We start from the raw sequence: 21,581 nt of genomic DNA, 5'->3' as shown, positions 1-21,581 counted from the left end.
CCATCGATCGCCCCCTTCCGAAGCTCCTGCCGCGCCGGACAGCGGCCGGCAGGGATGTCCCACCCGCCTCACTCCGCGGAGTTCGGCGACGACGTGAATTCCATCTGCGGAGTCGGCAGCGAGTTCGTCGCCGAAGACCTGCTCGAGGAGGCGCTCGCCGCCCAGCCGGACGTCGACTCCGTCCACCACTACGACCGGGAGGTCTTCCACGTCCGGATGGCCCGGGTGCACCGGGCCGACGAGATGGCCGCCCGCTGGCTCGACGCGATCGGGTTGAGGGGGCAAGGTGGATGTCATGTCCGACGACCTTCCAGGCGCCACGCTCAACCCGTTCCGGGTGCCGTCCGGGCCGCTGGGGCGGCTAGCGGGTTGGGTGATGGGTCGCGACGACTCCGCCCACCGACAGGTGCTCGGGCTGCTCGCGGCGAAAACGGGCGCCTGCGTCTGCGAGATCGGATTCGGCCCGGGCCAGTTGCTCAAGTTGCTCGTCGCGCGCGACTCGGCTGTTCAGGTGTGCGGGGTGGACCCGTCCCCGGTCATGCTGGCGCAGGCCCACCGCCGATTGAGTCGCCTTGGCGCTGCCGAGCGGGCTGACCTGCGGTTGGGCGTCGCGGGTGCGCTGCCGTTTCCCGACCGGCACGCCGATCACGTAGTCGCGGTCAACACGGCCGCGATGTGGCCCGACCTGCAGGCGGCGCTGGTCGACACCCGGCGGGTCCTGCGCCCCGGCGGCACCCTGCTGATCGCCTGGCACTCCGCCCGCTCACCCCGGCGGATCCAGCGGACCCTTGCCCAACCGGAGGCGTGGTGGGGCGAGACGGCGACAGCGTTGCGGCAGGTGTTCGGCAACGTCGAACGCCATGATCTCACCTACACAACCGCCTGCACCGCTACCGCTTCCTGAATCCGGTCGAAGTAGGTGTCGGCTCACCCGTGCCGTCAGGGTTGCCCCTGGGCCGGCGCGTGGCGCCGAGGTCGCGCACCTTGGTGAGCAGGCCGTGGAGCTGCGCCTGGTCGGACCCGGCTGCCGGTCAGGCGCCGAGGACGCCCGGGCCGGACCGCGAGCGCTGGTTAGGCTGATCCACATGCTCGCCGGATCCTTGCCCCGTCGTGACCGATCGGCCGCCGTCCTCGCGGGCGTGCTCGCGGGGGAGGGGCCTGGCGCGTGGTGATCGGGCCGGTCGTGCCCCTCCAGCGGGGTGCTCCGGCCGACGGCTCGGAGTCGCGCGGCGTCGCTGGCTGGTGTGCCCGGGTCGCCGAGTCACGCCCCTTCGAGATCCTCATCATCGTAGTGATCGGGGCCAACGCGGTGGTGCTCGGCATCGAGACGTATTCCCACCTGGGTGCGGCCGGGCCGGTGCTGCGCTGGCTGGAGTGGAGCTTCCGGGCGGCGTTCGTGGTGGAGATCGCGGTCCGGGTGCTCGCGTACGGCCGTCGGCCGCAGGGCTTCTTCCGGCACGGCTGGAACGTCTTCGACCTGGTGGTGACCGTGGCGATCTTCCTGCCCGGCCTGCACGGCGACTCGGCCCTGCTGCGCGTGGTGCGGGTCGCTCGGGTGCTGCGGCTGGTGCGGTTCTCCCCGGGGTTGCGCACGATCGTGACCGCGCTGCTGCGCAGCCTGCCGGGCGTCGGTGGTTTCCTCGCGTTGGCGGCGGTGACCCTGTACGTCTACGGCATGGCGGGCTGGTTGATCTTCGGCGAGACCTACCCGGAGCAGTACGGTGACATCGGCCGGTCGCTGCTGACGCTGTTCGTGCTGCTGTCGCTGGAGACGCTCCCGGATCTGATCGAGCAGGGCCTGGCACTGTCGCCGTGGACCCTCGTCTACTACGTCAGCTACGTGCTGATCACGGTGAACCTGCTGCTCAACATCCTGATCGCGGTCATCGTGAACTCGATGGAGGAGGCGCGGCGGCTGGAGATGACCGAGCGGCTCGCGCCGGACTACGACGAGGACGGGGACGGCGTACCCGACGAGGTGGACCGCATCGCGATCAGCCAGCGGTTGGACGACCTGCGGGCCGTGGTGGCCGAGTTGGAGCGGGAGTTGCGGATCGACCGGGACGAGGGGCCCGCCCGCGGGCCGCACCGGCGTCGGGTCTCCGAGCCGGGCTGACGTGGCGCGGCCGCGGTGCCCGTGGGCACCGCGGCCGCGCCGGGTGGTGGGTCAGCTGGTGGGCAGGACGGCGCTGCCCTTGCGGAAGTTCTTGGCCGTTCCGTTGGGGGTGTAGTTGTTCTCGACGTTGCCGGCGGCGTCGACGGAGAACCACTGGACGGTGGTGCCGGCCGGTACGGTCAGCGTCTCTCCGCCCTCCCGGATGCCGGCGGAGGCGTAGAGGGTGGACGAGTAGGTGGGTGTGGTGCCGCCGAGGGTGTAGAAGACGGCGGCGGGCTCGGTGGCCTCGAAGGTCACGTTCACCATGCCGGGGGTGGAGCTGGGCTTCACCGCGAGGGTGCTCTCCGGCCGCTGGCGGTCGTTGGCGAAGTCGTGGGCCACCCGCATGAGCTCGACCAGGCCGTTGGAGAACTCCATCGTCTCGGCGTGCGCCTCGTCCCAGGTGGGCTGGAAGGAGGTGCCGACCTCGAAGTTCCAGGCGTAGATGCCGTACTTGTACCAGAGCATGTCACCGGAGTTGCCGGCCGCCGAGTAGAGCACGTCGGAGATCGGTCCGGTGCGGGCCGGGGTGACGGCCATGTTGCGGTGCCGCTTGATCGCGGTGAGGATCCGCGACGAGGCGCCCCAGAAGAACGACTCCTCGGCCAGCGTCGGCCGCGGCGCGGAGACCCGGCCGGCGTCGGTGTACGCCCCGGGCGACCACATGAAGTAGTTGCCGGAGGAGTGCAGGTTCATCGAGAACTTGATGTTCGACCGGGAGGCCAGCCAGTCGAGGTTCTTGTTCTCCGGCTCGGACAGTTCGCTCGGCCCGGCGTAGGTGCCGCTGGTGCAGCTGTCCGAGGCGCCCGAGTAGCCGTCGAAGAGGCTGTACTCGGTGTAGTTGCGGTTGTTGTCCACGCCCCACGAGTTGCGCGACAGCGCGTCGGCCGACCCGGTCAGCGCGCAGTGGTTGGTCATGTTCTTGCGCTGCGAGTTGAAGTCGTAGAAGGAGTAGTGGCCGCCGTCCGGGTTGATCGACGGGGCGATCCAGATGTCGAGGTTGTTGAGCAGCTGCTTGGTGCGGCCGTCGTGGGCGTAGTTGCGCAGCAGCCGTTCGGCGGTCTCGATGGTGACCAGCGGCGGCACCCACTCGCGGGCGTGCTCCTGGGCGTAGGCGAGGACGCCGGGCTTCGACCCGTCGCGCGTCTTGCCGATCCGGATGGCGTACACCGGATGGGGGTCGCGGGAGACGCTGGCCGGCGCCCGCAGGCCGTCGGTGAGGGCGGTGCGTGCGGCGGGCGCGACCACCCCGGTGCCGGTGCTGCCGCGGTAGGTGTAGGCCTGGACCAGCGACCCGGCTTCGGCGTTGAGCGCGGCGACGACCTGGGCGGCGGTGCTGGTGACCGTGCCGGCCGCGTTCGTGGCCAGGTCGACGCGGATCTCCGTCCCGGTCACGGTGACCGCCAGCGGCCGGTTGGCCGCGCCCGGGTCGGCCAGCGTGACGGCGATGTCGTTGCCGCCCTCGTGCCCCCAGGCGTGCGAGTCGACCGCGACGCGGCTGGCGTTGGCGGTGCCGAGCACGGTCTGCGCCTTGCGCCGGTAGCCGTTGGTCTTGTACGGCAGCTCGACGATCTCGGCGAGGCCCGGGTACGCGGCGGCGAGCTGCCGGATCCGGGCGTACAGCTCGGTGGGGGTGAGGTAGCTGGCGACGAAGTCCTTCTGGTAGCCGGCACCCTCGGGGTCGTCGGCGGGGATCGGCAGCCACTCCTTGACGGTGGCGGTGGCGACGTCGCCGGTGGGGCTGGTGATCTGGATCCGGTCGGGCCGGGTGGTCACCGTGGAGGCGCCCCGGTGGTAGAGGTAGACGCCGGCGTCGACGAAGCGGCTGATGGTCTGGGTGCCGCCGGAGCCGATCGCGGTGCCGGGGCCGCTGTCGCGCGCGACGGTGAGCGCGCTGGTCGAGGTCTGCCCCTGCGCCCACTTGGCCTCGACGGAGAGGATCTGGCTGGTGCCGGAGGTGTAGTAGTCGGCCCGGATGATCTTCACGTCGCTGGCGTCGGGGTCGGCGGCGAGGGTGGCGGTGAAGGCGCGGTTCTCGGCGGCGTGTTGGGTGATCGTCGCCTCGCGTTCGGCGACCCGGTTCGCGGAGTCCTCCGGGCGGAACAGGACCTCGCCCAGCCGGTACCCCATGGCCTTGAGGCTGGCGGCCTCGTTCGGGGTGACCACGGCGTGCGCGACGATCCCGGTCTCGGTACGGGAGACCTCGTGGTCCAGGTCGACGCCGGTGGCGACGAGCCGGTCCAGTTCGGCGGTGTCGGCGAGCAGTACCTCCACCACGCTGGTCTCCTCGCCGGCGAGCCGGCCGAGGTCGGCGGCCTGGCCGGCGGGCCCGGCGGGCGCGGCGGCCTGCGGGGTGACGGCGGAGGCGGGACTGACCAGCAGGACGGTGGCGGCGGCGGCGGCGACGGCGGCGGGCACTCGCCGTCGCCAGCGCCGGTTGGGCAGGTGAGGCATTCGCATGGTGGCCCTTTCTCGGCGGTGCGGGAATTGCGGGAAAGGTGCGGGCGGCCCGGACAGGCGAGGGCACCGGAACGGTCGGCTCGGCGGTGTTCCCCGTGGACGGTGACGGAGGTATGATCGGCGGCCCGCGAATATTCCGAAATGGATTTCCGGTACGGCCCGGGCGACCGGGTTGGCCCATCCTGAACTGGGCTCATCCGCTCTGTCAATGATCGACAGGGATGCGGAAACAGGTGACCGAGCGGTTGCGACAGGCGTAGGAGCGGGCCGCGTGCATCTCCCACAGGTGTCCGAAGACCGGCCCCGGTCCGGTTCGTAAGTTCCTTCCAACTGCCGCACCAGTGACGCACGTTCTTCCCGGTCAACGCCGGGGCGTGGCGTCTCAGGGCCGGTGCGGGGAGGAGGAGCCGCAGATGCACGGATCGAGGATGGGCTGGCGAACGGCGGTGGTGGCCGCGGTGACCCTGGTTGCCAGCGTGCCGGCGACCGGCGCGCTGGCGCAGCCCACGAGCAGCGGGGCACCGACCTCGGTGGTCGTGGCGGACGGGGTGACGCAGCCGGTGTTCGGCTACGGCGACGCCGTCCGACAGCGGGTCTTCGTGACCTCCGACGTCGACACCGACGGCGACGGGGAACTCGACAAGGTCGCCATGGACATCATCCGTCCGGCGGCCAGCGACCAGGGGTTGCGGGTGCCGGTGCTGATGGACGCCAGCCCGTACTATTCCACGGTTTGTCGGGGCAACGAGAGCGAGTGCAAGGCGGACCTCGACGGCGACGGCCTGAACGACAAATGGCCGCTTTTCTACGACAACTATTTCGTCCCCCGCGGGTACGCGGTGATTCTGCTCGACATGATCGGTACGAACAATTCGACCGGTTGCCCGGTGACCGGTGGTCGGGCGGACAACACCAGCGCCCCGACCGCGATCGACTGGCTCAACGGCCGTCGGAAGGGCTTCGACGCCGCCGGCCGGGAGGTGGCCGCCGACTGGCACAACGGCCGCACCGGCATGATCGGCAAGTCGTACGACGGCACGCTGGCCAACGCGGCGGCGGCGAGCGGGGTGGACGGGCTGAGCACGATCGTGCCGATCTCGGCGATCTCCAGCTGGTACGACTACTCCCGCAGCAACGGCCTGGTCACCCGGGCGAACAACTACTCGGGCAGCCTGGCGAACACGGTCACCAACCCCGCCCGGCGGGCGTACTGCGCGCCGGTGCGGGCGCAGCTCGGGCAGGGCGGTGACGACACCACCGGCGACTACAACGACTTCTGGGCCGAGCGGGACTACCTGCCGGACGCCGACAAGGTCAAGGCGAGTGTCTTCGTGGTGCACGGCATCAATGACGACAACGTTCGGGCCGACCACTTCAGCAAGTGGTGGGCGGCGCTGGCCGAGCGGGGCGTGCCGCAGAAGCTGTGGCTGACCGGCACCGGGCACATCGACCCGTTCGACTTCCGCCGGGCGGAGTGGGTCGACACGCTGCACCGCTGGCTGGACCACTGGCTGCAGGGCGTCGACAACGGGATCATGAACGAGCCGATGGCCGACATCGAGCGGCTGCCGGACGTGTGGGAGACCGCGCAGACGTGGCCGCTGCCCGGCACCCAGCCGACCCAGGTGTTCCTGCAGCCGGCCGGCGCGGACGCGACCGCCGGTGGGCTCTCGGTGCGCCCGTACGCCGGCAAGGCCGCGGCGACGTTCCAGGACACCCCGACGATGACCCAGGCCAACGCGATCCGGCACCCGTCGGATCCGCTGGCGAACACCGCGAACCGGCTGGTGTTCCTGTCGAAGCCGCTGCAGGCGCCGCTGCACATCTCCGGCACGCCGATCGTGAAGATCAACGCCTCGGTGAACGGTGAGGACACCAGCTTCGCCGGCCTGCTGGTCGACTACGGCACCCGTGAGCGGTTCAGCACCGCCGGCGACGGCGTCCGGACCCTGACCACCGAGGACTGCTGGGGCGAGGAGGCCAACTGGGGCGGGCACGCCGAGGAGGCCTGCTACCGGCAGGTCGCGAAGAACGTCGCCAGCAACCCGCAGGAGCTGGTCACCAAGGGCATCATCGACGGGCTCAACCTCGATTCGCCGCGCGTGTCGACGCCGCTGGTGCCCGGCGCGAAGAACGAGGTCGACGTGACGCTGCTGCCCGAGGACTACGTGTTCGACACCGGCCACCAGATCGGGGTGGTGCTGCTCGGCTCGTACTCCGGCTACAGCAGCCGGGCGAAGCAGAACCGGGCCGACATCACGGTCAACTTCGACCGCAGCCGGATCCAGCTGCCGGTCGTCGGCGGCCGTACCGCGGCCCTGGCCGCGGGGCTGTAAGGCAAGGCACGGGGTGGGGCGCCCGGGATCGGGCGCCCCACCCGCGTGTCCGGGTGGCCGGTCAGCGTCCCGGCCGGTAGCGGCCGGTCAGCCGGCCCAGCTTCAACGCCAGGTGCAGGCAGAGCCGCTCGTTGCCGTCCTTCAGGTCGGTCTCGGCGAGTTGCTCAACCCGTTGCAGTCGGTAGTAGAGGGTGGTGCGGTGCAATCGGAGCCGGCTGGCGGTGGCGTGGGCGTTGCCGGCCAGGTCGAGGTAGGTTTCCAGGGTTTCCAGCAGCACCTGGTTGGTCTCGTCGCGCAGCAGCCGCTCCAGGCCGGGGTGCACCCCGGCCACGCCCAGCTGCTGGGCGTCCATCCGGGAGAGCACCCGGTAGATGCCCAGGTCGGCCCAGGCGACCACCGCACCGAGGGCGGGCAGTTGGGCGCCGACCCGGGCGGCCTGGAGGGCCTCCTCGTACGAGTCGACGGTGTCGTACAGCCGGGGCCGGGGTTCACCGACGCCGACCACGCTCCGGGCCACCGAAGCCAGGCCCTGGCTGGCACTGCGCAACGTCTCGCCGAGGTGGCGGGCGGCGGCGTCGGCGGAGACCCGACCACTGCCGCGCCCGCAGCACAGCAGCAACACGCCGTGGTCATGGCGGACCAGGTGCAGCGCCTCGCGTGTCCCCACCCAGCGGCGGCTGGCGACGAGGGTGTGCTCCAGCGCGATCCGGGCCGGTTCGTCGACCGGCTGCCCGCCGGTGCCGACCAGCTTGGCGACCAGGGCGGTGACCTCGCCGTCGTCGGCGATGACCCCGTCGCTGAGCAGCGACCGGACGGCCTCGCAGCGGGTCTCCGGGGCGTCCGCCAGGAGGGTACGGGCCGCCTCCGCCTCCCGCTGCGAACTCAGCTCGCCGAGCAGGTTCTCCCGGTAGAGAGCCAGGGACAGATCAGGCATGGCCTCGGTGACGGTCGCGATGTCGACGTCGGTCATCCCGCCGCTCGCGTCGATGAACCAGACGAAGCCCAGCAGCAGGTCCTGGTGCCGGATCGGCACGCAGACCCGGGGGAGCAGGTCCAGCTCGGGGCAGGCCGGGGTACGCACCGGCGCCCGCGCCTCCATGATGCCGACGTCGCGGAACCAGGCGATGACCTCGGGCGTGGTGTGCCGGCGCAGGATCGAGCTGCGGCGTACGTCGTCGATCAGCCCGGTGTGTTCGCTGTAGACGACGACGCGCTGCCGCCGGTCCTCGATCAACGCCGGCCGGCCGACCCGGGCCGCCACCGTGTCGACGATGCGCTGCAACTCTGTGTGCACGTGAACTCCCCCGGTCATCCCGATGCCCCCACGGCATCCTTGGAGATCGGGTCCGGCTCGCGGGTACGGCAGGACCGTTGGCCTACCTTCCGATGATGTTGGCCGGGGCGCAACCGGCCGGCCGGGTGGACCTGCCCTCCTGCAGGTGTCGAAAACCGCCGGTGGACGTGCCGACATCTGCACGGTGACCGGCGTCGGGGCCGCTCCTAGATTCGGACCGGGGAGTGATCACGCACGGACGGCAGCCCGCCGACTGCGCTTCCCCACCCCCTCCCCCCACGATGAGAGGTGACTCGATGCACCTTCTGCCCACCAGGCGTGCGGTGCGGCGCTCGGTGCTGGTCGCCGCGTTCGCCACCACACTGGTCGCGTCCACGGCAGCCGGCCCGGCCGTCGCCGCCCCCGACGGAACGAGCGGCGGTAGCGCACCCTTCCAGGTGCTCGACCCGCAGCGCTGGCAGAATCCGGACACGATGACCTGGGACGACTACCGTCCGGTGCCGAACCGTAACTGGGGCGACCCGACCGTCAAGGGTTCGGTCCGCAACTTCAAGATTGCTCTGGTCACACTGGACTACGCGGACCAGCCGTTCGAGATCACCAAGCCGGCCGGGTCGTCGGTCTTCGGCAACCCGCAGGCCAGCGCGGCGAACATCCCCCGGGAGAACGTCGCCGGGTTCTACACCGACTTCCTCAACAAGCCCGTGGACCTCAACCGGGGCCACACCCTGCACGAGTACTGGATGCAGGACTCCAACGGCCGCTACGGCGTCGATCTGACCGGGTTCGGCCCGTACCAGATGCCGTCGAAGTCCTACCAGTACGGCATCGACAACGGCTTCAACCCCGGCGCCTGCCCGACCGGGGAGACCTGCGCCCGCAACATCCGCACCGACGGGCTGGGCGCCTGGCGGGCCGCGGTGGGCGAGGAGGTGGCCAACTCGTACGAACTGGTGTTCATCCTCTCCGCCGGCCAGGACGAGTCGTCGACCTGGCAGGAGTTCGGCCAGATGATGTTCCAGAACAAGGAGGACGTGCCGGACGCCTGGGGTCCGCCGGACCCCAACCTGCCCAACTACGCCCGCACCCGCTACGTCGAATGGACCTCGTGGAAGGCGGCGGCGACGATCTGGCCGAACGCCGGCGGCGGCTCCTCCACCCAGGCGGAGAGCTCCGGCATGGGCGTGTACGCCCACGAGCTCAGCCACCTGCTGAGCATCGGCGACAACTACAACAACCCCTACGGGGTGCCGCTGCGCCGGGCGTACACCGGCATCTGGAGCATGATGTCGCGCGGCTCGTTCAACGGTCCGGGCGGCCCGCACACCCGCTGGCAGATCCCGCCGGTCAACGGCGGTTCGATGGGCTCCCTGCACACCGTGCGGGACAAGCTGAAAATCGGTCTGCTCGGCGAGGAGCACGTGCTGCGGCTGTCCCGGGAGGCGCTGGGCTCCTCCGGCCTGGTGGTCGCCGACGTCACCGCCCGCGCGGTGGACGCCGGCCCCGGCGGCCTGACCGGCATCAACATCGCGATGAACCAGGACCGCGCGCCGGCGTGCAGCACCAGCACCGACCCGCTCTGCGACGGTGGCCGGTTCAACAACTACACCGTCGAGGTGGTGGACCGGCTGGGCGCCGACTCGTTCACCCCGGACAACGGCGTGCTGATCAGCAAGACCAAGAACACCGACAGCGCGCCCTTCCAGTGGGTGGTCGACGCCAACCCGCAGGACATCGACATGGTCGACTTCTACCGGCCGGACGGCACCCCGCAGAAGATCACCATGGGTGACTACCGGCAGCTGTCCGACGCGCTGTTCCACGCCGGCGCCAACTCCGGCAGCGAGTACGAGTACGTCGACGAGGCCAACCGGCTGCACTTCTACGTGCTCAACCTCCGCCGCGACGGCGACCAGGTGCTGTCGTACACGGTGGCGGTGCGCTCCCTGGACGGCGCCGGCCCCAGCAAGCGCGGGGTCGCCCTGTCGAAGGGTTCGCTGATCACCCGCGGCCAGCCCGCCAACGGGGGTGCGACCTGCACCTTCGACCTGACCAACACCGGCGAGTACGCCGCCGCCGAGCAGCAGCACCCGGAGGACGTCACCGACAACCTGAAGTCCGACGTCTACCGCCTCTCCGCCACCGTCGGCGGCGACGGCTGGCGGGTGGAGCTGCCCAACGAGCTGGCCATGGCCCAGTTCGGGAAGTCGACCACCGTCGACGTGTCGGTCGGCGCCACCGCCGACGCGACCGCGACGACCCTGGTGCAGCTCACCGCCACGTCGGAGAGCGACCCGACCAAGACCGTGACCAGCCAGTGCCGGGTCGAGCGGCCCCGCGTACCGCTCGGCTGAGCACGTACACCACACGGCCCGGGGCGGTGCGACGTCACCGCCCCGGGCTTCGGTCGACCCTGGGAGGACGCATGCGGCGGATGCTGGCGGCGCTGTGCATACCGTCGTTGCTGGCCGGTGCGCTGACCGGCTGCGGCGACGCGGAGGAGGCCCGATCGGCGATGACCGTGCGGGTGCTCGTGCGCGACATCAACATCCGGCCGGTGGGCGTCGACTGCGCCGGCACCGGCCCGTACACCCACTTCCACAACCGGGCGCCGTTCCGGGTGGTGGACCCGGACGGCCGCACCCTGGCCGAGGGCGCGTTGACCGGCGGCCGGTCGGTGCCCGCGTTCGAGGAGGACCTGGAGGTGCAGAAGGTGCCGACATACTGCGAGTTCCGCATGCCGGTCGAGGTGGCCCGGCGGGACGCGTACCGGCTCGTCGTCGACGATCGGGCGCCGATCGCGCTCACCCCCAACACCAGCGAGGGGCCCGCGCTGGTCGCGGTGGTGCCGTCGTGAGGACCGGCGTACGGCTGGCCGCCCTGGCCGTGGCCACCGTGCTGACCGTCACCGCCTGCTCCACGCCGGAGGAGGCGTCGCGGCCCGAGCCGGTCGCCGGTGGGGCCGCGGCGCTGCCCGGTCCGGTGCCGGCCGGCCTGACGCTGCGACCAGCCCCGTCCAATGCGCCCGCCGCGCCCGGCGCGAACGGCAGACTCACCGACGGCAGCCCGGTCGACCTCGCCGCGCTGTGGGCGGACCGGCCGGTGGTGCTCGTGTTCTTCAGCTCCTGGTGCAGCCCCTGCGAGCAGCGCCAGGACGCGCTGAGTCAGCTTGCCCGCGACCACCACGACCGGGTGGTCTTCGTCGGGGTCGCCGGCGAGGACAAGCCCGAGGACGTGCAGCGCTACCTGCGGGCGCACCGGGTGGAGCATCCGGTGGTGCTCGACGACGACGGCCGGATCGCCCTGTCGTACGCCGTCCGGGAGCCACCGGCGGTGGTGCTGGTCGCCAAGGGCGGGAGGCTGCTGCGCGGGTGGACCGGCGGGGTGGACGCGGTGACCCTCGACGCCAAGCTCAAGGAGCTGGTGCTGGCTCCGTGACCGGGCCTTCGGGGTCGGGGGCGCCAACCGCGGTAAGCGCTGCAGTCCTTCGGGTGCGTCGGTGCTGGGCACCTAATCGGTTGGCACCACACCGCCTAACCGCATTACCGTGCCAGCCGTGCCCATCCATGATGACGAGATCCGAGCCACCGTCGGGCAGGTGCGCCGCCTGGTGGCGGCCCAGTGCCCGCAGTGGGCCGGCCTTCCCGTGACACCCCTACCTGACGAGTTGGAGGGCACCGACCACGTACTCTTTCGGATCGGCAACGAACTCGTCGCCCGTATGCCCAAGATTGCCTGGGCGGTCGACCAGGCCGATTCTGATTCGCGGTGGCTGCCCTTGCTGGCGTCCCACCTGCCTGTGCGGATTCCAGTTCCGCTTCATGTGGGCGAGCCGGGCGCGGGGTACCCGTGGCGATGGACCGTGGTGCCGTGGGTCGTGGGGAGCACGCCTCCCAGGCTTGGCTGCGACGACGTACTCCTGGCCCGCGATGTGGCAGCCTTCGTTCGTGCCCTGCACCGGGTGGATCCGGCAGGAGGTCCGCTCAAGCCACCGGGTTCCCGCGGGTCCGCCCTGCTCCACGCCGATGAAGGCGTCCGCCGTGTGCTGCCCCGGCTCGCCGAGCATGACGACGGCTTCGATGTGACCGCGGCCGAGGCGGCCTGGGACGCCTGCCTGGCTGCTCCTGACTGGGACCGGGACCCCGTATGGATCCACGGTGATCTGCAGCCGGGCAACCTGATCACCGACGGCGGCCGACTGGCCGCGGTCATCGACTTCGGCGCACTCGGTGTCGGCGATCCGGCGCCGGACGTGGCTCCGGCGCTATGGACCTTCACCGGCGCGGCCCGGGAAACCTACCGGGAGGCAATCGAGTACGACGACGCCACCTGGCGGCGCGCCTGCGGCTGGGCCCTCGCACCGTCGCTGACCGGCATCGACTACTACCGGCATACCTTCCCGCGAATGGCCGAGCACGGCCGCCGAATGGTCCGCGCAGTGATCGCCGAACTGGCGTGAGTGGCACTGCCAGCCGAGCCACGCGCCGTCGACAGCGGACCCGCGCACGCACTTCGAGACCTGGGAAGCCGGGCACCCAACTCAACATCCCTGCACCACGATCGAGACGTGCGGATCTGCCGCGACCCGTGCGTACGAGAGGAACCGGTGGGAGAGCAGGCTGAGCAGCATGAACCTCATGGAGTTCGACGCGTTGGTCGAGCCGCTGCGTCAGAAATCGGCGGCCAGCGTGACTCGACGCCGGTGGGCCGCCGCTCGAAACTGCCGATGAGCGTGCATCGCCGTGGCGGCCGTGAGCGTTGCCTTGTTAATCGCTTGTCGGTTGCCCTGCGCGTCGCCGATGATGGCGGCCATGACCGCGACCCGACGGGCCGATATGTTCGTCGATCTTAACGATGACCTGCGTGAGACCGTACCAACGGTGGTCGAGGAGCGCACGACACCGGTCGAAGCGCCCGCCGTCAACGCCTGTGAATAGCCACCGGACGGGGAAGCGACCATGGATATCACCCATCGCCATGAGCTTGCTCGCAGGGCGCTCGATGGCTATGTGAGTGGCCCTGCGGCTCCGATCCGGGCAACGGCCCGCGCCCTCGCGAAGGTCGACAACGCCGTGGCTGTAGTGCTTGTCGAGGGCATCAGCGACCAGATCGCCCTGGAAACGGCTGCGGTGGGCCGTGGCCGGGATCTCGAGGCTGAGCGGGTCGTGATCGTGCCGATCGGCGGGGCGCATGCGATCGGCCGCTTCCTGACCATGTTGGGTCCGCTGCGCACCGGGGTGCGACTTGCCGGTCTGTGCGATCTGCATGAGGCGGAGATATTCCGGCGGGGACTGATCACCACCGACGTCGGCTCACCCCGGACGAACACCGACTTGGAGGACCTCGGGTTCTACGTCTGCATTGACGATCTGGAGGATGAACTGATCCGCGCCGTCGGCACGGTAGGAGTCGAAGCACTCTTCGACTCGCAGGGCGACCTCGGGTCGTTCCGCTCGTTGCAGAGCCAGCCTGCCTGGCGCGGCCGGGAGCCCGAAGCGCAGATGCGTCGGTTCCTGGGCAGCGGCTCGCGCCGCAAGCTGCGCTACGCGCGGCTGCTCGTCGAGGCGGCAGTCGGCCGGGATGTCTTGCCGCGGCCGCTCGACGCGCTGCTCACCGCCGTTTGCCCGACCGAGCCGCGCAACCAGCGGGCGTTCGCCCCGGCAGCTCACGATGCCGGCGCTGTCGAGTAGTTCCGCGCGGATGCACAGCAGCCGGCAGCCGCTCCGGGCGGCCAGGTCGAACACCGCGCAGGCTCGACCATGGCCGGCCAGCCGCCGGTAAGCAGCGACGCGACGCGCGGGCCGACCCCTGCGGAATAACGCCGCGTGAGTGTCGGCCGGTGCACCTTGGTACGCGCTCATGCCGAGAACAGTGCACTCGATCATGTTGATGAGCGTGCGCCGCAGCTCTACCACTGTGTCCGTGCCTCCGCTTGGCTGGTCGAGGCCGGTGTTGTTTGTCTTGCGGGCTGAGCTTCGGTCGTGCGGCGGACTACGCGGATGTCGAGGATGCGCCGCAGGTGAGGCAATGACCCGGTCCGGGCGGACGGCGGCCCGCGGACAGCCGGCCCCGTGCCACAAGGGCCAGCGGCAGCAGCATCGGTCCGATCATGGCCACCAGCACGGACGCGACGACCATGGATGACCACGCCGGAATCATGGCCCGGCCGGGGCCGGAATCGTCAAGCACCGCGCCGAGCGGGTTCACCGCGAGCATCCCGATCGGCGTGAGCAGGATCAGCATCGCCCATGTGCCGCGGTAGTCGCGCCGGGCGGCTAGGCCGAGCGCGATCAGCAGCGCGCCGACCAGCAGCGTCACCGCAGCGGCGGGCAGGGCCGTTGCGGCGAGATCGTAGTAGCCGCTGATGAAATCCAAGGTGGGCGCGGTGCGGATGGCGATCGGCAGGATCGCCGCCGCAGCGGCGACCGGCATGAGCCGCACCCACCAGAGGCGCTGGCCCGCCGCACCGAGCGCGACGACACCGAGCACAATCTGGGGCAGCAGCACCGACAGCGGCGGGCGGGGCAATCCGGTCAGCGCCGCGACCGGCACGATGAAGGCAGTCACCAGTACGGCCAGGCCGGCCGCCCAACGAAACCATCGGCCGCTCGCCGCGACATATACCACGGCGGCGAGCAACCAGGCCGCCCACGCCGCGACGGCGAGCGACAGAAACGGCCCGACGTGCGAAGACCAGGACGGTGTGGGGGCAAGCGCCTCGAGAATCGCCCACCCGGTCGCGCACGTGGTCGCCGTCGTCAGTGCGAGCAGGCCGGCGAGCCGGAAGCCGGGACCGAGGCCCCGTGCGGTCCGCAGGTGCTGGCGCAGCCCACCGGCCGCGATGTCCGCGATGTCGGCCGGCGAGGGTCTCCTACTGTCGGGCGCGGCCAGGGACAGGTAGGTGTCCACCAGCTCCGAGCCACGCGTGCGCCGATAGTCGGCCGGATAGGACAGCGCCGTCCAGCGTGCGTAGCGCCGTTCGAGATCGGTCATCGCAGGGCGTCCTCGGTCATGCCCTTCCGGGCGGTCCGGCTGGCTTTCCGGCAAGCTCATGCGAATCCTCGGCTCGGGCGGGGCGCGGCCTTGGCGGCGCGCAGCCGGGTGGTTGCCGCCTTGACGTTGCGGCGCATGCGTTCGGTCTCGGCGGCCAGCAGCTCGCCGCCCGGCTCGGTGAGCCGGTAGTAGCGGCGCAGCCGGCCATCGACGATCTCCTCGTGGTCGACAGCCACCAGGCCCGCGTCGACCAGCCGGTCCAGCGCGCCGTAGAGCGTGCCGGGCCGCAGCGAGATGCGGCCGTCGGACAGCCGGGCCACCTCGGCGATCAGGCCGTAGCCGTGCATCGGCTCGCCGGCGAGGGCTGTGAGGATCAGGAAAGTGGGTTCACGCAATGGGGTTTCCACGCGGCACAATATATCGGCTACGAAGGTATAAGGGAACATCGCCACCGGCTGCGACCGAACAATCCTCGATCTGCGATCTGGCACACGCTTCTGCCGCTGACAGCGCGAGCGTCACACGGCGCCGCTGTCGGTGGGGGCCAAGGTTGTCTGCGCCTAGACGTGGCGGCCGTAGGTGACGGCTTCCCGGACGAGCCGAGGCGCCTTCTCGGCAAGCTGCGGATCTGGCCGTGCTCCCAGCGCGTCGTTGATGGTGGAGAACGCCAGCCGAAACGCGATCCAGGTCGTCGCCTCGAAGATCTCCTGGTCATTGAGACCCGCGTCGCGTAAGCGCTCCACGTGGGCCTCGGTCGTGGCGTTCGGATCCTGGACGACCTGACGAGACCAACCGGCCAGTGCGGCCTCCCGCTCAGACAGGTCACTATCAACGCCTTGGAGCACTCTTGCTGCGGTCGCCTCGTCACTGAGTTCGGCCAGCCTGGAACCCCACGCCAGCGCACAGTAAGCGTCGCTGCGGGCAGCGGCGGTGGCGGCGACCATCACAGCCACTTCCCTTGGCGACAGGCCTGAATCGGCCAGGAGATCAGCACGCAGGGCCTGGAAGGACGCCAGCACATCAGGGCGCCAGGACCAGACACGAGTGAGGTTGTTGACGTAGCCGTCGGAGGTGAGATCGCCCTCGTACGCGGCAGTCACTGCCGGGCTTTGCGGCGGATCGGCGAGGAACGCAACCGGACGGTTCATAGGGCCAGTGTGCTGCACCCAGCGACCACCCAAAGACCGATCAACGACAGCTCGGAAGTCACATTCTTCTCCCGCGAGTCATGGAGCTCTGCCCAACGCGCCCAGACGGCTCTGGTCACGGCGTGCGATCGGCACACCAGGATGGTCGCCCTCCCCGCCGGCATCCTCAACTGCCGCCGACCGGGCGTTACGGTACGTGACGGGACGTGGCGCTCGATGCGCGGTCTTGCCGATGAGAGCGCATCCGGTATCGCCGAGCTCTGCGTCGACGTGGTCTGCCCCGAAGACGTTGCGGGGGTCGGAACGAGGTTCCCTAGTCGGCCACGCATGCGTGCTTCTACGCGCCGGGTGCGGCCTGGATGGTGACCGGCTGTCGGAGGATGGTGCGCTGCTTGTCGGGTGCGACCCTGCGGAAGTCGCTGAGATAGATCTCGTGGTGAGTGCCGACCATGCGAAACCCTTGGTCGGGGATGACCTCGTGATGCAGTTGCGAGAGCATGTCTGCTTCGTCGTCGAAGGAACCGACGTGCAGCGTCTGCACGCACCGCCCCTCGGACAGCGCCTCCAGACGGATGTCATCCAGACGCGCCGGCTGGTTCTTCGCCCGGGCTTGCTCGACAGCGGTGATGAACATGGCCTGGTTGATCCAATCCGGGACCATGAGCATCAGCGTCCAGTCCCACCGCGACTTGTCCCGTACCACTGTGAAGGAGGCCATGTCCTCGGCCCACCACAGGCCTTCCAGAGGCGGGACGACGTAGTCGCGCACGAGGTCTCGCTTGCTGGCGAACTTCAGTTTGTACGCCACGGGATAGAGCGCTTCGACCGCCTCGGTGAAGGCGGGCGAGGTGTTGGGGTCGCCGTGGCCGTCGATCATGAGATATTGCATGTCGGGCACGTCCACAACCCGGAACCGGCCCCGTTGTGCCTGGTAGGCGTCGAGGGTTTTCTTGAAGTCAGTTTTGTTCGTCATCGGGCACCTGGACTCGGGCGGCGAGCCACTGCCTTTCCGCCTCGAAGAGGCTCAGTGAGTATGAGAACACCTCACGCGCCGCCGGCGGGAGGGGAGCCTGTGCCTGTCGCGCCGCCTGGATTGCGGCGATCCGGGCTTCGATCTGCGCCAGTCGGGTGCGCAGCGCCTGCGTGTATTCCCGCTCCGAGAGCAGGGGCAGGTTGGCGAGGCCGACCAGCAGCGGGTGCGAGATCGGCCGTGGCTCGGCGACGAGGGCCAGCGCGTTGCGTGCCGCAACCTCGCGGCCTTTGGTTGTGGCGTGGAAGACGCGGCGGGACTTCGCGGCAGCAGGCGCCTCCGGGACGTGGAGCAGGCCGCGCTTTTCCAGCTTGGTGAGCAGGTAGTAGATCGAGGAGAACCCGATGTCGGTCCACTGCCGTATGCCGCGTTGCTCGATCACCTGCTCCAGGTCGTAGCCGTGCTGTGGGCGTTCGGTGATCAAGCCCAATACGGTCAGCTCGGCGGGAGTCAGCTCCACGGTCTTATTCTAGCACTAGAATGATCGGCTGTCATCGATGACGAGATGCTCGCCGTCTGGTCGGTCAATGCGCAGATGCGGCGCTCGGCGTCCACACATGGCGGCCGCGGAGGCCTCTGATCGGGTGCACGCTCATGCCGCCGAGCGGGCGTCCGGGTCCGCACCTGCGAGACCGCCAAGTCAGCCGACCGCTCGTGCCGATGTCCGCTACAGAGGTTGAAAGGCTGAGGTTTGGTGTGGAGTGTGCTCGGCGTATCGTGCTGACGTGACTGGGTTGAGCCTCACGGTGGGACGGCGCTTTCCCGCGGCGTCCGCCCTGCGTACAACATGATCAACTCTTTGGATGCTGGCGCAATGGACGTCTACGGTGCGGTGCGGACGAGGCAGTCGATCCGCAAGTTCACCGATCGGCCCGTGGCGCGAAAGCATCTGCAGCGCGTGCTGGCAGCGGCTGCTAACGCTCCGTCGGGCAGCAACCTGCAGCCATGGCATGTCTACGTCGTGTCTGGCGAACCGTTGGCAGAGCTGAAGAGGCGAGTGGCCGAGCGGGTGGCTGCCGGTGATCCCGGCGACGATCGCGAGTTCGCGATCTACCCGCCCGAGTTGCGCTCGCCCTATCTCGAACGAATGGCGGCTCTGGGGGAAGGTCGCTACGGTTCGCTCGGCATTGCGCGCGATGATGTCGCGACGCGGGCCCGGGTTCGAGCCGAGAACTGGAACTGCTTCGGAGCTGGCACGGCCTTGTTCTGCTATTTGGACCGGGACATGCCAGCGCCGCGGTGGTCCGACGCGGGCATGTACTTGCAGACCGTGATGCTTCTGCTGCGGGCCGAGGGACTGCACAGTTGTACGCAGGAGGCCTGGGCGGAGTACCACCGCAGTGTCGCCGAGGTGATCGCGCCACCTCCCGAACGAATGCTGTTCTGCGGCATGTCGATCGGCTTCGCCGACCCGACGGTGGTGCATCCGCGTATCCGCCGCGCCCCCCTGTCGGAGACCGTGGCGTTCCTCGGCTGAGTGGCAGCGCGCCTTTACCTCACCACGCCCACGGTTTCCTAATACGGCAGCCGCCGTTTGAGATGCCGCTGGTAGAGCGGGGTGGACGCGAGGCGGCCACCGCGTGAACATGCGGTCATGCCGCCGACCGGGCGCCACTGTGTGTGACGGGTAAACAGCGGTGGTCGACGCGCGGGTTACACGACCGGAACTTCGGGATTCCTTGGATGGGTCAGACATTGGGCGGCCGGAAAGCCGTGGTCCGACGCGAATTGAGGATGTTCTGGCTCGCGGCTCAAGCGACTGGGAAGAGCTGTGGCCCGTCCCCGGTAAGACGGGTAGGGACGGGCCACAGCCGTGCGCAAAGGGTGGGCAAACGGCGGTGGGTTGATGATCAGATGGTGAAGCCGCCGTCGACGTTGACCGTCGCCCCGGTGATGTAACGCCCGTCCGGGCCGGCGAGGAACGCCACCGCGGCGGCCACGTCGGCTGGCTCCGCGTAGTGGCCGAGGGCGGTGAACCCGTTGATCGTGTCGGCATTAGGGCCGTCGGCTGGGTTCAGTTCGGTGTCCGTGGCCCCTGGATTTACCAGATTCACGGTGATCGCCCTGCCGCCGAGTTCGCGTCCGAGCGCCTTGGTCAGGCCGATCAGCGCGGTCTTGCTCATCGCGTACAGCGAGAAGCCCGGGAAGACCGCCCGCTCGGCCACGTTGCTGCCGATGTTGATGATCCGCCCACCGGCCGACATGCGGCGCACCGCGGCCTGCGAGGCGACGAACGGTGCCCGGACGTTGACTGCGACGGTCTGTTCGAACTCTTCCAGGGTCAATTGCTCCAGCGGTCCGAGCAGGAACGCGCCGGCGTTGTTGACCAGGATGTCCAACCGACCCAGCTCACCGGCGACCCGGTCAACGGCGGCGACCACCGCCGCCGGGTCGGAACTGTCCGCCTGCACGGCGATCGCCCGCCGTCCCGCGGCCTTGATCTGGTCCACCACGTCGTCGGCGCGTTGCTGATTCTGCTGGAACGTCAGCGCCACATCGGCGCCCTCCTCGGCAAGGCGCAACGCCACCGCAGCGCCAATGCCACGACCACCACCGGTAACCAGAGCTACCTTGCCGTCAAGTGCGTTGTTCATGACGCAAAGCCTGGTCGACAAAATCCCAGCCGTCCGGCGGTGATCGGACGTTGCGTTCGCGTCACCGGTACCAACGGCCCACCTGCCCGGTGGCAACCACCCCCGACCGCACCGCCGACAACATCCTCTTCCGATGAGCGGACGGCGACGGCCGATGACCCGGCAGGTCGTCGCCCATTCCGCTCTGCCCGACTCATTTCGAATAGGCCGAATAGGTGTCCAGCGTCGACATCGCCTGTCAGGCGAGCGGGTCTGGCCATTCGTTGAAGGGCAGCAGTTCCCTCAGCCTGGCCGACCTGCCTTGGCCGAGGATCACTTCGGTGTCGATGTTGGCACCGTCGATCTGACGGATGAACTCCCGGCAGCGCCCACAGGGCGGCAGTACATGCAGAACACCTTGCTCATCTCGCCAAACGGCGACGATTCTCTGGATATGGTACTCACCTGCGGTGACCATGGCGGCGATGGCACTGTGCTCCGCGCAGAAGCCTGTACCCGAACCGGTATCGATGCAGACCCCCGAGTACCGGTTGCCCTTGCTGGTGACCAGCGCCGATCCCACGTCTCCGAACAGACGACCACCCACAACGTGAGGATTGAGCACGGCCCGCGCCGCCTGGATCAGATCTTCGTGCGAGGTGGTGGTCATGGTCGAAAGCTACCGAGTCCGTGCTCTGCGCAACATCCGAATTTGCCGCCGACCAGGTGTCACGGTCCGTGACGGAACGTGCGGTGGCACTCGTTGTGCAGTATTGCCGGCGACCTTGCTTACCGCGCCGGTGGGCGGGACCGGCTGGCCACCCTCCCGCGCAGATGCCGTCGTCGGTGACGGCCATGACGGCCACGCCACCGGCGTCCTGCAGGCGCCGGAGCCGAGCTGCGTCAGCCTCGGAGGCCACCAGGTCGCCGCCGAAGGCGTTGTTCTGCGCGCTGATCGGCGCGGTGCGGTGAGCTTCGGTACCCGAGATGCCGGGTGGGGTGGGAGTCTCCGGCCCACCCTCGAAAGCCAGATGGTCGAGGTGCAGCCGGTGCGGGCTGGCCCGCACGTCTTGACGAGCGGACCAGCCCACCATCGGCCAACGGCCGGGTTCGGGGCCCGGGTCAGGCCGGAGCCGGCATGTCGTCGAACTCGGCGACCTGGCGCACTTCGACCTCAACCTCCTCGAACAGATCCGCATACCGCTTGGCGTACTCGACTGCCTCCGCCCGGTCCTTGGCGTTGATCAGCCCGAAGCCGCCGATGACCTCCTTGGCCTCGGTGAACGGCCCATCCGCCGCGGTGCTCGCCCCGCCGCGGGCCTTGCGGACCAGCGCGCCCGTCTCGGACGGGAGGACGCCCTCAGCCGTGATGAGGATGCCCTTGTCGACCGAGTCCTGGATGAACGCGCCCATCTTCTCGATGAACTCCTGGCTCGGGTTCCACGCCTCCGGCGCACGCTCGTCGAGCCGGTGCATCATCAGAAACCGCATTGCTGCTCCCTTTTGTCTCGGGCTGGGTCCGATCGGTCCCGGACGCGATGACCAGCCCTCACCTGTGCGTCGAACGACGGCAGGCTGTTTCGACACGCTCC

The 21,581-nt window shown here is 69.6% G+C and carries 21 protein-coding genes; 10 read left to right on the top strand and 11 right to left on the bottom strand.

What is annotated here, in order from left to right; translation table 11 throughout:
- Window positions 1-295 precede the first annotated feature (295 nt).
- Together AB0I41_RS09500 and AB0I41_RS09495 are read left to right on the top strand one after the other, a co-directional pair.
- Window positions 296-904 (top strand): class I SAM-dependent methyltransferase, encoded by a 609-nt coding sequence (locus AB0I41_RS09500; RefSeq protein ID WP_357104071.1) that lies wholly within the window; start codon window positions 296-298, stop codon window positions 902-904.
- A gap of 261 nt (window positions 905-1,165) precedes the next feature.
- Entirely contained in the window at window positions 1,166-2,116 is a 951-nt protein-coding gene (locus AB0I41_RS09495) for an ion transporter (protein ID WP_357104067.1), read from the top strand.
- A gap of 51 nt (window positions 2,117-2,167) precedes the next feature.
- Here the strand turns inward: AB0I41_RS09495 and AB0I41_RS09490 are convergent, their stop codons facing one another.
- Entirely contained in the window at window positions 2,168-4,609 is a 2,442-nt protein-coding gene (locus AB0I41_RS09490; RefSeq protein WP_357104064.1) for a M14 family metallopeptidase, read from the bottom strand.
- 419 nt (window positions 4,610-5,028) lie between these two features.
- On the opposite strand from AB0I41_RS09490, the gene AB0I41_RS09485 reads away from it, so the two are divergent.
- Window positions 5,029-6,951, top strand: a complete 1,923-nt coding sequence (locus AB0I41_RS09485) for a Xaa-Pro dipeptidyl-peptidase (protein ID WP_357104061.1) — start codon at window positions 5,029-5,031, stop codon at window positions 6,949-6,951.
- A 61-nt stretch (window positions 6,952-7,012) separates the two neighbouring features.
- On the opposite strand, the gene AB0I41_RS09480 is transcribed toward AB0I41_RS09485, so the two are convergent.
- Window positions 7,013-8,245 (bottom strand): helix-turn-helix domain-containing protein, encoded by a 1,233-nt coding sequence (locus AB0I41_RS09480; protein WP_357104058.1) that lies wholly within the window; start codon window positions 8,243-8,245, stop codon window positions 7,013-7,015.
- Between the two features lie 296 nt (window positions 8,246-8,541).
- Here AB0I41_RS09480 and AB0I41_RS09475 point away from each other — a divergent pair, with 296 nt between their 5' ends.
- The 4 genes from AB0I41_RS09475 (at window position 8,542) to AB0I41_RS09460 (ending at window position 12,704) form a co-directional block, all read left to right on the top strand.
- Window positions 8,542-10,599, top strand: a complete 2,058-nt coding sequence (locus tag AB0I41_RS09475) for a M6 family metalloprotease domain-containing protein (RefSeq protein WP_357104055.1) — start codon at window positions 8,542-8,544, stop codon at window positions 10,597-10,599.
- A 71-nt stretch (window positions 10,600-10,670) separates the two neighbouring features.
- Window positions 10,671-11,102 carry a hypothetical protein gene (locus AB0I41_RS09470; RefSeq protein WP_357104052.1) on the top strand — a complete coding sequence of 144 codons (432 nt, stop codon included), beginning with the start codon at window positions 10,671-10,673 and terminating at the stop codon, window positions 11,100-11,102.
- Complete coding sequence (locus AB0I41_RS09465; protein ID WP_357104049.1) at window positions 11,099-11,683, top strand: TlpA disulfide reductase family protein; 585 nt, start codon at window positions 11,099-11,101, stop codon at window positions 11,681-11,683. Before AB0I41_RS09470 ends, AB0I41_RS09465 begins: the two co-directional genes overlap by 4 nt.
- Before the next feature lie 160 nt (window positions 11,684-11,843).
- Window positions 11,844-12,704 carry an aminoglycoside phosphotransferase family protein gene (locus AB0I41_RS09460; RefSeq protein WP_357104046.1) on the top strand — a complete coding sequence of 287 codons (861 nt, stop codon included), beginning with the start codon at window positions 11,844-11,846 and terminating at the stop codon, window positions 12,702-12,704.
- Window positions 12,705-12,914: 210 nt separating this feature from the next.
- Here AB0I41_RS09460 and AB0I41_RS09455 read toward each other — a convergent pair whose 3' ends face one another.
- On the bottom strand, window positions 12,915-13,058 hold the full coding sequence (locus tag AB0I41_RS09455; protein WP_357104043.1) for a hypothetical protein: 144 nt from the start codon (window positions 13,056-13,058) through the stop codon (window positions 12,915-12,917).
- Here AB0I41_RS09455 and AB0I41_RS09450 point away from each other — a divergent pair.
- Together AB0I41_RS09450 and AB0I41_RS09445 are read left to right on the top strand one after the other, a co-directional pair.
- On the top strand, window positions 13,057-13,182 hold the full coding sequence (locus AB0I41_RS09450; protein ID WP_357104041.1) for a hypothetical protein: 126 nt from the start codon (window positions 13,057-13,059) through the stop codon (window positions 13,180-13,182). The genes AB0I41_RS09455 and AB0I41_RS09450 overlap by 2 nt on opposite strands.
- A 21-nt stretch (window positions 13,183-13,203) precedes the next feature.
- Complete coding sequence (locus tag AB0I41_RS09445; RefSeq protein ID WP_357104038.1) at window positions 13,204-13,935, top strand: TOPRIM nucleotidyl transferase/hydrolase domain-containing protein; 732 nt, start codon at window positions 13,204-13,206, stop codon at window positions 13,933-13,935.
- A gap of 301 nt (window positions 13,936-14,236) precedes the next feature.
- Here the strand turns inward: AB0I41_RS09445 and AB0I41_RS09440 are convergent, their stop codons facing one another.
- The 5 genes from AB0I41_RS09440 to AB0I41_RS09420 all read right to left on the bottom strand — a co-directional run bounded on the left by AB0I41_RS09440 (window position 14,237) and on the right by AB0I41_RS09420 (window position 17,876).
- Window positions 14,237-15,238 carry a hypothetical protein gene (locus tag AB0I41_RS09440; RefSeq protein WP_357104036.1) on the bottom strand — a complete coding sequence of 334 codons (1,002 nt, stop codon included), beginning with the start codon at window positions 15,236-15,238 and terminating at the stop codon, window positions 14,237-14,239.
- 56 nt (window positions 15,239-15,294) lie between these two features.
- Window positions 15,295-15,645: a helix-turn-helix transcriptional regulator gene (locus AB0I41_RS09435; RefSeq protein ID WP_357104033.1), complete on the bottom strand. Its 351-nt coding sequence runs from the start codon at window positions 15,643-15,645 to the stop codon at window positions 15,295-15,297.
- A gap of 153 nt (window positions 15,646-15,798) precedes the next feature.
- Complete coding sequence (locus AB0I41_RS09430) at window positions 15,799-16,386, bottom strand: hypothetical protein (RefSeq protein WP_357104030.1); 588 nt, start codon at window positions 16,384-16,386, stop codon at window positions 15,799-15,801.
- Between the two features lie 337 nt (window positions 16,387-16,723).
- Window positions 16,724-17,359 carry a GyrI-like domain-containing protein gene (locus tag AB0I41_RS09425; protein ID WP_357104028.1) on the bottom strand — a complete coding sequence of 212 codons (636 nt, stop codon included), beginning with the start codon at window positions 17,357-17,359 and terminating at the stop codon, window positions 16,724-16,726.
- Window positions 17,343-17,876, bottom strand: coding sequence for a PadR family transcriptional regulator (locus AB0I41_RS09420; protein WP_357104025.1), 534 nt, complete (start codon window positions 17,874-17,876; stop codon window positions 17,343-17,345). The genes AB0I41_RS09425 and AB0I41_RS09420 overlap by 17 nt, the downstream gene beginning before the upstream one ends.
- 354 nt (window positions 17,877-18,230) lie before the next feature.
- Here AB0I41_RS09420 and AB0I41_RS09415 point away from each other — a divergent pair, with 354 nt between their 5' ends.
- Window positions 18,231-18,893: a nitroreductase gene (locus tag AB0I41_RS09415; RefSeq protein WP_357104022.1), complete on the top strand. Its 663-nt coding sequence runs from the start codon at window positions 18,231-18,233 to the stop codon at window positions 18,891-18,893.
- A gap of 373 nt (window positions 18,894-19,266) precedes the next feature.
- Here AB0I41_RS09415 and AB0I41_RS09410 read toward each other — a convergent pair whose 3' ends face one another.
- The 3 genes from AB0I41_RS09410 to AB0I41_RS09400 form a co-directional block, all read right to left on the bottom strand.
- Complete coding sequence (locus AB0I41_RS09410; RefSeq protein WP_357104019.1) at window positions 19,267-20,010, bottom strand: SDR family oxidoreductase; 744 nt, start codon at window positions 20,008-20,010, stop codon at window positions 19,267-19,269.
- A gap of 238 nt (window positions 20,011-20,248) precedes the next feature.
- Entirely contained in the window at window positions 20,249-20,659 is a 411-nt protein-coding gene (locus AB0I41_RS09405) for a cytidine deaminase (RefSeq protein ID WP_357104016.1), read from the bottom strand.
- Between the two features lie 452 nt (window positions 20,660-21,111).
- Window positions 21,112-21,480, bottom strand: a complete 369-nt coding sequence (locus AB0I41_RS09400; protein ID WP_357104014.1) for a YciI family protein — start codon at window positions 21,478-21,480, stop codon at window positions 21,112-21,114.
- Window positions 21,481-21,581: the final 101 nt, after the last annotated feature.

The organism is Micromonospora sp. NPDC050200 (genome assembly GCF_040656135.1).
Taxonomy (GTDB): Bacteria; Actinomycetota; Actinomycetes; order Mycobacteriales; family Micromonosporaceae; genus Micromonospora.
This window is presented reverse-complemented; position numbering and strand designations above follow the sequence as displayed.